We start from the raw sequence: 12106 nt of genomic DNA on the forward strand, positions 1-12106 counted from the left end.
CGAAAAAATGATCTATTCATCCAGTGCCTGATACACCAATACGTCAAACTTTTTGTCGAGCTCACCGCCGTAAGTTGTGCCCCACATTTGTTTCATCAGAACGACGCTAATTTTTTCTTTTGGATCGGCGATGTAATGTGTGCTGAAAGCGCCACCCCAGGCAAACGTCCCCACGCTATTCAGATCATTTGCGTGGCCCTGTTCGCCAATTACCCGAAAGCCCAAACTGAAATAGTTGCCGGGCTCAGGAAACAGTGTGCCGGTTTGGTTCGAGTTCGTAAACAACTCGATCCCTTTTCGACTCAGGAATCGCTTTCCATTATAAACCCCGTCGTTGAGGAGCATTTGCAGAAAAATGGCGTAATCATAGGCTGTGCTGGATAAGCCGCCACCGCCGGAGTAGTACGTTTTTGCGCCCATAATTGGGTAATCAGGATCGACCGGGAGTGTTTTGATAGTAGCGGTTTTAATCAGCTTTTTGTCCTTATCTTCTGAATAAAGCGCCACTAAGCGATCTTTTTTGGCATCGGGCAAATAGAAATACGTGTCTTTCATACCCAGCGGTTCAAAAATTCGCTTCTGGAAAAACTCCGCCAGCGATTGGCCTGATACCACTTCCACCAAATAGCCGAGTACATCAATGCTTAGTCCATACGTCCATTTTTCGCCGGGTTGATGATTGAGCGGTTGCTTAGCTAATTTCTTCACCATATCGCCAAGTTTGATATTATCGGTAACGAAAGCGTCGGGAATACCACCGGCTTTCGTGTAAATGGCCCGCATACGGGGATCGCTGGCGATGACATTGTAATTCAGCCCCGACATGTGCGTTAACAGGTGACGAATCGTAATTTCCCGTTTGGCCGGAATAGTGGTGTAAGTGCTATCTTTCTCGTTGAATTTGTCGAGAACAACAGGCTTGGCGAACTCGGGAATATATTTACTAATGGGATCATCGAGCAGGATTTTACCTTCTTCGTGCAGCATCATAACCGCTAATGAGGTAACGGCTTTGGTCATGGAGGCAATTCGAAAAATGGCATCCTTGGCCAGCGGTTTGCTGGATTCAAGATCCGATTTGCCAAACGATTTATGGTACACGATTTTACCGTCTTTCACCACAATTGCTGCCACACCCGGAAACGCTCCTTTGTCGATGTACGACTGGATAAGTCCGTCGAGTCGGTTGAGCCGTTCGGGGTAAAATCCGGCCGATTCGGGAGAGGCTACGGTTAATAACGGAGGGTTTTGTTTGGTGCCGGTTTGCGCATGCAGGGAGATTGTGGTGAGCGCAACAAGCACCACTGCTCGAATTGTGGTTAGTAACGTCATAGAATTTAGGGTTTGATTTAGGATAATGTGTGTAAAGTTATGATAGCGCGAACGTCTTCGTTCGCGCTATCGCGTCTCTCAATTATCAACATCTTTAACAACCGGCCTCGCATCATTGATGCGTTTCTCGTACGGTATCCGAAAGACGTTCAAATCAGGAGTAAATGGGCGTTTCCGTTTCAATTCATATTGGTAAATTGTTTGACCTAGCTGGTATAAAAATGGATGACCTATACTATCAAAGTCATATTTGTCGTCGTTCAGAATGCCGTCGCTGTTTACGTATACCGTAGCCGTTAGCATGTACTCGATTTTGTTGTTGAAATCGACTATGTACGACGCATCGGTCAGAAATCCATAGGCCCAGCCCACTTTATTAAATACCCGAATCCCCTCTGGCATCTGGTGATGCAAACTATCCATAAAAAAGAATTTTACGTAGCTATCGTAATACTGTTTGGCGTCGTATTTAGGGTAATTGGTTTCGCTGGGATATTGCGATAAATATTGGTACAAAAATCGGTAATCATCCTTTGTTAAATTGAACCGTTGCTTTGCCGAAACCGACATTGGAAACATAACCGACTGGAGAATTTGCTGAAAAGCTTCGAGCGGAAATTTATTGCGTTCGGTGAAGTCAAAGGGCTGATGCACCAGGCTATCTCTCACATAATACCCTTTTCCGAGTTTGGCCACGCGTCGGAAATCAAACGGATCTTCGTTATAAGCTGCCGGTTGGGTGTAAATTAGTTTGCCATCATCCTGGATAAACCGAACAGGGTTTGTATGCCGATTTTCATCGTTGGTCATGCGTACGAATCGGTGGGTAATGCGCGTGTCCAGATATCCCTTCGCATGGAGCGACCGGTTGATTTCGCTCTGCCCTACAAACTCATACATGCGGCTGTACGGGTCATTTTCGCTCACCAGAAAGGCCTTTCTGATAAGGTGAACTATTGACGGATACCCATTCTGTGCCGTCTTATCGGTCCATTCTTTGGTTTGCTTACTGTATGCACTGTCGAATTGCATGGACGTGAACTTGGTCACGTTGGGCTTGTTCAACCTGTTTAGTTTTTCGAGCGATAGCAGCGCTAACGGCAATTTAACCGTAGAGGCCGGATTGAAATATTCGGTGCTATCGACATGGAAATAATAATTCGTGAACGAAGGCACATTCGCCTTGTCTCGATTAATTTGGGTATAAATAATTTGCAGCCGATACGTGTCTGGATGCTTGATGACTTCCTGAAAAATCGGACTCTGATTCCTGGAAAATAAATTAGTCAGGAACGCATCGGTACGGGATTGGCCGTGACTAACTGAAATACAAATGAATAGAAGGCCGATATGAAAGATTACACGTTGTTGCATAGCTACTAAAACGATTTCAAGGCTACTTAAGGATTCATTTTTGTCATTCCGACGAAAGGAGGAATCTTAAGTCTCCTATTAATTCAAGCGCCTGATTAACAGGGAATTTTGAGATTCCTCCTTTCGTCGGAATGACAAAAACTACAAAACCAATTGAGCAAAAAGTCGCGCCAGCGTTTCGCCCGCATCAACACACAAGCCAGGGTGAACTGGTGATGTTTGTACAACCGTGCTACGTGTGGCCGTGAGCCATCGAAAACGCTCAGCTATTGGGAGCTTGCCAATGGTACCACCTTGTGCACGGCCTGCACAAATTCGCTCGAAAGCACTTAACCTGTCGGCCAGTTCCTGCATATCTAACTCCGCCGAAAAGGCGCGAAGACGAGGTTCGTTCAACGCGAATTTCGTTTGCAAAAAGCCCTGTGAGCGGCAATAAACAATAACGCCAACGTTCAGAAATTCTTCCCGATCAACGCGCGGCATAACCCGGATGACGGCGTACTCAAACAAGTGCATTTCTGGCATCTTTAGCTGCGTTAACAAAAATTTCTGATGAAGCCAGTCGATCCGTTAAAAACTGGGCGTACACCGCTCGTTGTTCAGAAACTGACTCCGATACGCCATTATTTAGTAACCATTCATCGGGCACTAATGACACAATGCCCTGAATGTGATCGGGGGTAAGTAACTGATGAAATTCACTATCGACGGCATCGAGTTCGGTAGCCTGTGGCAGCAACACATGGTCTTTGATCTGGACGAATGGTCGTCTACTTTGCTCTGGCCATGTGGGTCCTGTATGATGCACATACAACGATGCACCGTGGTCAATTAGCCATAATTCTTTATGCCACATGAGCATATTCGTATTACGGGCAGTGCGATCCACGTTCATCACGAAGGCATCTAACCAGACAATCTTCGATGCTAACCGGGCATCGACATGATTTAGAATTGGATCGAATGTGATAGACCCAGACAGGTAATGAAGTCCAAGATTTAGGCCCTCACTGGCCCGCAGCAAATCCTGAATTTCTTCGTCAGGCTCTGTGCGGCCAAAGGCTTCATCGAGATTGACAAACACAATTTCTGGGATACGCAGGCCAAGCGCCCGGGCAATTTCACCCGCAATGAGCTCGGCAATCAGGGCTTTAGTACCCTGTCCTGCCCCGCGAAACTTAAGAACGTACAAAAACTCGTCGTCGGCTTCGACAAGAGCGGGTAGTGAACCACCTTCGCGCAACGGCTTAGCGTAGCGAGTCACATTAACAGTTCGGAGATCAGGTTGAGTATACGACACAATGTAAGTAGGCCTCTAAGCTTCTCTAGCTCGGCGGTGTAAATCTACACTTAGCAGAAGCGCCTGAGAAATTTAGGACTAATTTTTAAAAGAAGAGAGCTTCCTACCTGCATGAGTATCGTCTTATACAGATCTGGAGCCAATAGACAGGATAATCCTGTTAGTTATTAACCCATTGCTACCAGTTGTTAATCCGGTCGAGTCCAGTGACTTTGGCGCATCTATATTTGCCACGGTCAATCAGGAAAGCCACCCAGTATGGGCGTATCGACTGATTTATTCATGCAAAACTAAATGTCAACAATACAATGAACTCAATCAATTTGATGCCAGAACATTCAATCGCTCCCTATGCCAATGAAGGCTTGAATAGAATCTATGGGCTTCTATTTTGTGATACCATTGACTTATACAAATCAGAAACGAAGCCTACGGGCTACCCATGGGATACGTTGCTTTCCGACAATCCCGATCCTAACGAACTGACGGCCATTACGACCGATAATACTCTGGAAACAAGGCAGCAGCTACTAGCCTATAATCTGCTGCGGGCAAAAGGTTTTCCTGTTCATACGAAAGCTCTTTTGGGCGTCATTATTGAGGTTTCCTTAGGTGATGGGCTCGATGTATTAGCAGCTTATAGTGACGGCACCTGCCGCTATATCAACCATATTGAAAGTCTCCTGGTTTGGGATACCCAGACCGAAAAAACTAATCAGCTGGTTGGGCAGCTTTTTTCTGATAGCCTTAACGTTGTCAAGCGGATTGGTCCCTGGGATCAGGCACGCACCACGTTTCCTGGCGAAGGCATGGTTAAATTGACTTTCCTGGTTTCGGATGGTCTTTATTTTGGACAAGGTCCATTTGATGTTTTACAAAACGACTCGATGGGTGGACCTGTTATTGACTCGGCCACCCGATTAATGACATATTTGATCGATCAACGGATAGCCAGTAATAAATCGACGAAATAGCGGACAGTTGTTACACTATACATTCATAAACAAGGGCGCCACTTATTGCTGAGTGGCGCCCTTGTTTATGAACGTGTTAAGTCTGTATACGAGCAGTTAATTATCTGGGCAGGTATCCGATATTTTTGCATTATTGTCTTCCTAAACGCCCACCCGATTCAATGCAACGAACGATACGCTTAAGTCTGCTTATTCTTACCCTCGCCACTACTATAACGCAGGCACAAAACTGGTATAAAGGTAACCTGCACACGCACTCGCTCTGGAGCGATGGCGACGATTATCCAGAAATGGTTATGGACTGGTATAAAGCAAATGGCTACCAGTTTGTGGGTCTATCGGATCACAATATTTTGCAGGATGTTGAGAAATGGGTAAACGTTCCCCATCAGCAAGATCGGCGACGAACGTTTGAGCGATACCTGCGCACCTTTGGCCCCGATTGGGTAGTGTACCAGAAAGGCCCCAATGACTCCCTTAAAGTCCGGCTTAAAAAACTGGACGAATACCGAAATTACTTTGAAGAATCTGGTAAGTTTTTGATAATCAAAAATGAAGAACTTTCGACTAGCTATCAGGGTAAACCCATTCATATCAATGTCACCAATGTGAAGAACCTCATTCGGCCGCTACCGGGCAATAGTGTAGCCGATGTGATGCAGAATAATATTGATCTGGTGGTGGCGCAACGGCGTCTGACAGGGCAACCCATGTTCCCGCACATTAACCACCCCAATTTTTATTACGCCGTCAAGGCCGAAGACCTGATGCAGCTTCGCCATGAGCGATTCTTCGAAGTCTTTAATGGTCACCATTTAGTCAACAACTATGGGGATAGTACCCACGAAGGCACTGAGTCGATGTGGGATAAAATAAACCTGCATTTTCTGCAACAGGGACGCCCGCTGATGTATGGCATGGGTACTGACGATAGCCATAATTATTACTTTTTTGGTCCTTCGTTCAGTAATTCAGGGCGGAGTTGGGTTATGGTCAATGCCCCTGATTTAACACCCAAAGCCCTGATTGAAGCTATGGAGGCTGGCCGATTCTATATAAGCTCGGGTGTGACGTTAAAGCAATTGCCCCAGACCGGAAACATACTTACCGTACGTGTTAAAACGGAGCCGGACGTAACGTACCGAATTCAGTTTTTCGGTATTCGTAAGGGCAACCAACAGGTTGAATTACTTCGCGAAGTAGCCGATACTTCGGCCAGTTATACGCTGACGGATGATATCCTGTTGCTCAGGGCCAAGATTATCTCCAGCAAGCCCAAATACAACCCATTTATGCCGGGCGATCTTGAAACCGCCTGGACACAGCCCATTGCCCAGCGGCCAGTACCGCAGCCAATCGCGAGTGTTGTTGCCTTACCGAACGCACATGCCCATAACGATTATGAGCAGTCGCGACCACTCTGGGATGCGCTGGACAATGGGTTCGCCAGCGTCGAAGCGGATGTACACCTGATTGATGATACATTGTATGTTGCCCACGACCGACCTGCGTTCAAAAATCCGGCGTCAACACTTGAGAATCTGTATCTGAAGCCACTGGCTGACCGGATAAAACAAAATGGTGGGCGAGTCCTGACAAATTATGCTGGGCCATTTTATCTTATGATTGATGCTAAAACTAATGCGGACAGTACTTATCTGGCCTTAGAAAAGCTTCTACAACGGTATCGTTCGGTATTAACTACCGGAAATCAATCTAAAAATCAGACGGGTATTGTTACTGTCGTTTTGTCGGGTAATCGACCTATGGCAACCGTTGTAAAAGCCAAAGAACGGTTGCTTACGCTGGATGGGCGCCCAGCCGATTTAGGTAAGGGCTATAATTCGGCGGTAATGCCCCTTATTAGTGATTCGTACCCTAACCAACTTAGCTGGAGAGGGAAAGGCGATATACCTGCTGATGAGTTCCAAAAGCTGCGCCAACTGGTTGATCGAGTGCATAAAGAAGGGAAGAAACTGAGACTCTGGGCAAGCCCTGAAGATCCCGTTGTTTGGGTTAAACTGCGTGAAGCGGGCGTCGATTTTATTAGTACGGATCAACTGGTGCTGGCACGGGATTTTCTGTTGAAAGACTCTGGTAAATAACTCAACGTCATGTGCTAAAGGCTTTTTCTGTCGGCGATTGTTAATTTATCCCAAATGCACCTTAATTTGGTAAACCTATACAACCGCTCCTGCATGAAAACCAGCCCCGCTACGATTTTATTCATACTTACTTTATTATTGAACTCCCTTTCACAGGCTCAGACGAACTCACCCGCTTTATTGGATAAAGAGTTAAACACGCTCTTCGCCAGCGTACCCGACTTTAGTGGCGTCGTGCTCATCGCCGACAAGGGTAAGCCAGTTTATCAGAAGGCATTTGGTTATAAAAATTTCGAGACGAAAGAGCCGGTAACAACGGCATCCATTTTCGAACTGGCGTCAGTCTCAAAACAGTTTACGGCTATGACCATCATGATGCTAAAGCAGCAGGGTAAATTAGCCTACGATGATCTACTTGAAAAGTACATTCCAGGTTTGCCGTACCCCGGTATCACCATTCGGCATCTGTTGAATCATACGTCTGGCTTGCCTGATTATCAGGATGTAATGGACAAACACTGGGATAAAAGCAAGGTGGCGAACAACGCCGATAATATTGCCTATTTGATTCAATATCACCCGGCTAAATTAGCTGAGCCGGGGGCCAAATATGAATACAGCAATACGGGCTATATGCTCCTCGCCAGCATTACCGAAAAGGCGTCGGGGCAAGATTTTATCGAATTTTGCCGGACGCGAATTTTCAGGCCGGTTGGTATGACACATACAGATATTCGTACTCGCGAGGAGAAGATTAAATTGCCAGACATGGCCTGGGGGTATATGTACGTGCCTGAAAAAAAACGATACATACGAGCTGACTCCTTCCCCGAATTCAATTATGCGATTTGGCTGGGCAACCGAAAAGGACCCGGTCGCATCAGTTCCACGGTCGGCGATTTGTTGAAATGGGATCGTGCCTTATATACCAATCAGCTAGTGAGCCAACAGACCCTCAAAGATGCCTTTGTGCCAGCCAAATTGACTGATGGTTCGTTCACACATTATGGCTTTGGCTGGGAATTGAAGCAGAGCGATAAGCTGGGTAAAGTCGTATGGCACGATGGCGATAATCCCGGCTATAAAACGCAGATTATTCGCTATATCGATGCCGATAAAACGATCATTCTGCTTTGTAATAACGCCCACGAAAAGTTGCCGGTTATTCTGAAAACGATAGAATCGCTGGTCGAGAAATAACGTCGTTTTATCGAACTACGGGCCCCTTCGCTGAAGCTGCCTGCAGTACCTTATTGATAGAATATATTACACCGTTGGTGGCTCGAACGTTTCCCTGAATAACATCGGCGACCGTGCCGCGTCCGTCTTCGATGGTGATGTGGTCTTCCTGCTTGTGTATAGTTAAAATTTGACCCGTCAGGTTAGTTAGCGTCTGCCCATCTCTCAGTTGATCAGAGGTTAGCCGCCCTTTCACAACATGGTAAGCCAGTAATTGAATGAGCCGGTTTTTGCTTGATGGCAAGAGTAATTCATCTAGTTCCTCCTTCGAAAATTCAGTAAAAGCGCCGTTGTTGGGGGCAAAAACTGTATAAGGACCTGCCCCTGAAGCCTGTTTTGTTAACCCTGAAGCTTTCAGCAACTGAAGCAATGTAGTGTGGTCAGGCGATTCGGCCGCACTGAGAGCCAGCGTATTGCCGGTTTTCACGCCACTTGCTATCAAAACGCCATTTGTCGTAGATGAAGTTGCCGAAGGCATGTTCTGGGCAACGGTTGGCAAACTGCAAAGGACGAACCCTGTCAGGCAAAAAACAATCGTATGATTCGGTTTCATGATTAATCAATTTTCATTAGCCAGAGTGGAATACTGGATAGTTGAGCGTAGGCTTAACCTTGCAAATCCTTGATTGTTTTTTGACCCATACTAAGCTGAGTGGATTTAAATCGCTTCTTAATTTATTGAGACTTATTTCAGGGCCATCTCCATCCGAATATCAGCACGACTATAGGGCGTTGGTACACTAGGGACTTCATGGAAGCCCACGCTGGCATACATAGTAAGCGCTGGCGTAAGTATCCGGTTCGATTCCAGCCAGACAGTTTTAATACCTAGTTGTCGAGCATAATCAATAGCATCTACACATAGTTTTTTGCCAATGCCTTTTCCTTGTGTACCCGGTGAAACAGCCATTTTAGCCAATTCGAAACCTGTTGCTCCCATGTTGATCATAGCTACACAACCAACGATGTCGTCGCCAATCTTGGCCAGAAAGATTTGGCCATCGTTTGGCAGGATATACGTTTCGGGTTGATCTAGCTGCTCCAGGTCGTGCGGTTCAACTGTAAAATAGCGGGAAATCCATTCGATGTTCAGACGCTTAAAATCAGGTTGGTATTCAGGTGAGTAGGAAATGATAGAAATGTCAGTCATGGTCTTGCAATTAATTAATTTTCGTTCGGTTCAATTGATCCTGAATACGGTCATAGAAGGTGCGTTTGGCCAATTGGTCTTCCATTTCCTGGAGCGAGGCTAGCAGATTGTGCGTCTGGTTTCCCAGCATCTCCTGATTGACCGCAATAAAGGCATCCCATAAAGGCTGGAGTTTAGGGAGCATCTCGAGGCCGGTTTCACTAAGCGTCAACAATCGTTTTCGGCCATCCTGCTCCGACTTGGCAGATGTAATCAGATTATGCTTTTCCAGTTCATTAATTACCTGAATTACAGCGGGGTGAGTAATGCCCAGTCGATCAGCTATTTCCATAACGGCCACGGGTCCTTGCCGGGCAATGAGCACAAAAATGGTTGCCCAGCGCACATCGAAATCCACTCCCGATTGCCGATAGGTGGCGGTTACGCCCTGCCAATACACATCACTTAATCGCCTGAGTCGGCTGGCAAGCGCTAACTCGGCCATTTCGGCCATAAAATCCATAATATGTAAGTACTTACGTAAGAAGTTACATAATTAGAAAAAACTTTTATCGTTGTCAAGAAACCGTTCAATTATTTCTATCGAACGCCTTAGTAGTGATACGCGCTCATTGGATAGATTTGTTAGAAAAAACGATGCTTATGAACCACATTCGACAATTTCTTCTCTTACTAAGTCTGCTATTAAGTGCGCCCGCTCTATTTGGTCAGCAACTCCAGTACATTAATCCACCTGGTTTGCCTACCTCTAAAAATTACACCCAGATCGTAGTGATACAAGCGAGCCGAGTTGCCTACATTTCAGGGCAGGTATCGAGTAATGCAAAGGGCGAAATCATAAACAAAGGTGATTTCCGCGGACAAACGAAGCAGGTACTTGAAAACCTCAAAATAGCATTAGCCTCAATGGGCGCTACCTTTGCCGACGTCATTAAAACAACGACTTATGTTGTCAATACAGATGCCGAAAAGATCGGCATCGTACGGGAAATAAGGGGGCAGTATTTTACCGCACCTAATCCACCAGCAAGCACATACGTTGGTGTACAGGGTCTGTATGACAAAGATGTATTGATTGAAATTGAAGCGACTGTCGCCTTAAAATGAGGACTATAGACAGAATATCTAGCAACAAAATCCCCAGTTCCTTTAAATAAGCTGATACTAAAGTATTTTGGCTCAAATAGGGATTCTGCTGACTGCTTCTTATTTTTGCACTTTACTAAGAAACAAAACGTCGTGAAGTGGTAGTCATACATTTGTATTGAACACGTCACAAATCGCAAATCGATATGCAAACATCAACCTACGTCCCCTACAAGGTTAAGGACATTGCGTTGGCCGAGTGGGGCCGCAAGGAAATCAAACTTGCTGAAGCTGAAATGCCTGGCTTGATGGCGCTTCGTGCCGAATACGGTCCTTCGCAACCGCTCAAAGGTGCTCGCGTTGCCGGATGCCTGCACATGACCATTCAGACCGCCGTTCTCATTGAAACGCTGGTTGAACTGGGTGCCCAGGTGACCTGGTCGTCCTGTAATATTTTTTCGACACAGGATCATGCCGCTGCTGCCATTGCTGCTGCCGGAATTCCGGTTTATGCGTGGAAAGGGATGAACGAAGAAGAGTTCAACTGGTGCATTGAGCAAACGTTATTCTTCGGCGAAGAGCGCCAACCGCTCAACATGATTCTTGATGATGGTGGTGACTTAACCAACATGGTTTTCGATGTGTATCCTGAATTGATTCAGAACATCAAAGGTCTGTCGGAAGAAACCACGACGGGTGTTCACCGCCTGTATGAGCGGATGAAGAATGGTACATTGCACCTGCCTGCCATTAACGTAAATGACTCGGTAACGAAGTCGAAGTTCGATAACAAATACGGCTGCCGCGAATCGCTGGTCGATGCTATTCGTCGCGCTACCGACCTGATGCTGGCTGGTAAAGTGGCCGTTGTAGCTGGTTATGGTGATGTAGGTAAAGGCTCGGCTGAGTCGTTGCGGGGAGCTGGTTGCCGGGTTCTGGTAACCGAAATTGATCCGATTTGTGCACTTCAGGCTGCTATGGATGGATTTGAAGTGATTCCAATGGACGAAGCAGTACCCCGCGCACAGATTTTCGTGACGGCAACAGGAAATGTGGGCATCATTAAAGGTCGTCACTTTGAAGCCATGCGCGACAAAGCGGTTGTCTGCAACATTGGTCACTTCGACAACGAAATTGACATGGCCTGGTTGAATGAAACGTATGGTCACACGAAGAGCCAGATCAAGCCACAGGTTGACATGTATGAAGTAAAAGGCAAGGAAATCATCGTACTGGCTGAAGGCCGTTTGGTGAACCTTGGCTGTGCTATGGGTCACCCTTCATTTGTAATGTCATGCTCGTTCTCGAACCAGACACTGGCGCAATTGGAGTTGTGGGCTAACTCGGATAAATACGAGAATAAAGTATACGTTCTGCCGAAGATCCTTGACGAGAAAGTGGCCGCTTTGCACCTTGCTCACGTAGGCGCTAAATTGGAGCCACTGGAGCAGGCACAAGCCGATTATATTGGCGTCCCAGTTGCAGGTCCGTTCAAGTCGGAAATGTATCGGTATTAATTTAAATATAAGATTTTCAGTGCTTTGGC

General features: G+C 46.2%; 12 protein-coding genes. 5 read left to right on the forward strand and 7 right to left on the reverse strand.

Going from position 1 to position 12106, the window contains the following annotated elements; genetic code table 11:
• Positions 1 to 12: 12 nt before the first annotated feature.
• From GO755_RS18105 to GO755_RS18120, 4 genes are all read right to left on the reverse strand, one after another.
• Positions 13 to 1332: a serine hydrolase domain-containing protein gene (locus GO755_RS18105; RefSeq protein ID WP_157586599.1), complete on the reverse strand. Its 1320-nt coding sequence runs from the start codon at positions 1330 to 1332 to the stop codon at positions 13 to 15.
• Between the two features lie 78 nt (positions 1333 to 1410).
• The gene (locus tag GO755_RS18110; protein ID WP_157586601.1) at positions 1411 to 2706 is read right to left on the reverse strand and encodes a serine hydrolase; all 1296 of its coding nucleotides are present in this window, start codon (positions 2704 to 2706) and stop codon (positions 1411 to 1413) included.
• Between the two features lie 141 nt (positions 2707 to 2847).
• Complete coding sequence (locus tag GO755_RS18115; protein WP_157586603.1) at positions 2848 to 3231, reverse strand: DUF3037 domain-containing protein; 384 nt, start codon at positions 3229 to 3231, stop codon at positions 2848 to 2850.
• Positions 3209 to 4006 (reverse strand): HipA family kinase, encoded by a 798-nt coding sequence (locus tag GO755_RS18120; protein WP_317165901.1) that lies wholly within the window; start codon positions 4004 to 4006, stop codon positions 3209 to 3211. The genes GO755_RS18115 and GO755_RS18120 overlap by 23 nt, the downstream gene beginning before the upstream one ends.
• A 308-nt stretch (positions 4007 to 4314) precedes the next feature.
• On the opposite strand from GO755_RS18120, the gene GO755_RS18125 reads away from it, so the two are divergent.
• The 3 genes from GO755_RS18125 (at position 4315) to GO755_RS18135 (ending at position 8285) form a co-directional block, all read left to right on the forward strand.
• Positions 4315 to 4980: a hypothetical protein gene (locus GO755_RS18125; RefSeq protein WP_157586604.1), complete on the forward strand. Its 666-nt coding sequence runs from the start codon at positions 4315 to 4317 to the stop codon at positions 4978 to 4980.
• Between the two features lie 161 nt (positions 4981 to 5141).
• Positions 5142 to 7085, forward strand: coding sequence for a histidinol-phosphatase (locus tag GO755_RS18130; RefSeq protein ID WP_157586606.1), 1944 nt, complete (start codon positions 5142 to 5144; stop codon positions 7083 to 7085).
• A 93-nt stretch (positions 7086 to 7178) separates the two neighbouring features.
• Positions 7179 to 8285: a serine hydrolase domain-containing protein gene (locus GO755_RS18135; protein ID WP_157586608.1), complete on the forward strand. Its 1107-nt coding sequence runs from the start codon at positions 7179 to 7181 to the stop codon at positions 8283 to 8285.
• A gap of 7 nt (positions 8286 to 8292) precedes the next feature.
• Here the strand turns inward: GO755_RS18135 and GO755_RS18140 are convergent, their stop codons facing one another.
• The 3 genes from GO755_RS18140 to GO755_RS18150 form a co-directional block, all read right to left on the reverse strand.
• Complete coding sequence (locus GO755_RS18140) at positions 8293 to 8877, reverse strand: fasciclin domain-containing protein (protein WP_227686990.1); 585 nt, start codon at positions 8875 to 8877, stop codon at positions 8293 to 8295.
• 132 nt (positions 8878 to 9009) lie between these two features.
• Positions 9010 to 9474: a GNAT family N-acetyltransferase gene (locus tag GO755_RS18145; protein ID WP_157586610.1), complete on the reverse strand. Its 465-nt coding sequence runs from the start codon at positions 9472 to 9474 to the stop codon at positions 9010 to 9012.
• 10 nt (positions 9475 to 9484) lie between these two features.
• Positions 9485 to 9976, reverse strand: coding sequence for a MarR family winged helix-turn-helix transcriptional regulator (locus GO755_RS18150; protein WP_157586611.1), 492 nt, complete (start codon positions 9974 to 9976; stop codon positions 9485 to 9487).
• Between the two features lie 140 nt (positions 9977 to 10116).
• Between GO755_RS18150 and GO755_RS18155 the strand changes: the two genes are divergently transcribed.
• Together GO755_RS18155 and ahcY are read left to right on the forward strand one after the other, a co-directional pair.
• The gene (locus tag GO755_RS18155; RefSeq protein ID WP_157586613.1) at positions 10117 to 10581 is read left to right on the forward strand and encodes a RidA family protein; all 465 of its coding nucleotides are present in this window, start codon (positions 10117 to 10119) and stop codon (positions 10579 to 10581) included.
• A gap of 185 nt (positions 10582 to 10766) precedes the next feature.
• Positions 10767 to 12077 carry an adenosylhomocysteinase gene (ahcY, locus tag GO755_RS18160; RefSeq protein ID WP_157586615.1) on the forward strand — a complete coding sequence of 437 codons (1311 nt, stop codon included), beginning with the start codon at positions 10767 to 10769 and terminating at the stop codon, positions 12075 to 12077.
• Positions 12078 to 12106: the final 29 nt, after the last annotated feature.

This window comes from Spirosoma arboris, assembly GCF_009754945.1.
Taxonomy (GTDB): Bacteria; Bacteroidota; Bacteroidia; order Cytophagales; family Spirosomataceae; genus Spirosoma; species Spirosoma arboris.

Excerpts from the sequence above, each read along its gene's own strand:
- GO755_RS18105 (WP_157586599.1), bottom strand. The coding sequence starts at position 1,332 with ATGACGTTACTAACCACAATTCGAGCAGTGGTGCTTGTTGCGCTCACC.
- GO755_RS18110 (WP_157586601.1), bottom strand. The coding sequence starts at position 2,706 with ATGCAACAACGTGTAATCTTTCATATCGGCCTTCTATTCATTTGTATT.
- GO755_RS18115 (WP_157586603.1), bottom strand. The coding sequence starts at position 3,231 with ATGCCAGAAATGCACTTGTTTGAGTACGCCGTCATCCGGGTTATGCCG.
- GO755_RS18125 (WP_157586604.1), top strand. The coding sequence starts at position 4,315 with ATGAACTCAATCAATTTGATGCCAGAACATTCAATCGCTCCCTATGCC.
- GO755_RS18130 (WP_157586606.1), top strand. The coding sequence starts at position 5,142 with ATGCAACGAACGATACGCTTAAGTCTGCTTATTCTTACCCTCGCCACT.
- GO755_RS18135 (WP_157586608.1), top strand. The coding sequence starts at position 7,179 with ATGAAAACCAGCCCCGCTACGATTTTATTCATACTTACTTTATTATTG.
- GO755_RS18140 (WP_227686990.1), bottom strand. The coding sequence starts at position 8,877 with ATGAAACCGAATCATACGATTGTTTTTTGCCTGACAGGGTTCGTCCTT.
- GO755_RS18145 (WP_157586610.1), bottom strand. The coding sequence starts at position 9,474 with ATGACTGACATTTCTATCATTTCCTACTCACCTGAATACCAACCTGAT.
- GO755_RS18150 (WP_157586611.1), bottom strand. The coding sequence starts at position 9,976 with ATGGATTTTATGGCCGAAATGGCCGAGTTAGCGCTTGCCAGCCGACTC.
- GO755_RS18155 (WP_157586613.1), top strand. The coding sequence starts at position 10,117 with ATGAACCACATTCGACAATTTCTTCTCTTACTAAGTCTGCTATTAAGT.
- ahcY (WP_157586615.1), top strand. The coding sequence starts at position 10,767 with ATGCAAACATCAACCTACGTCCCCTACAAGGTTAAGGACATTGCGTTG.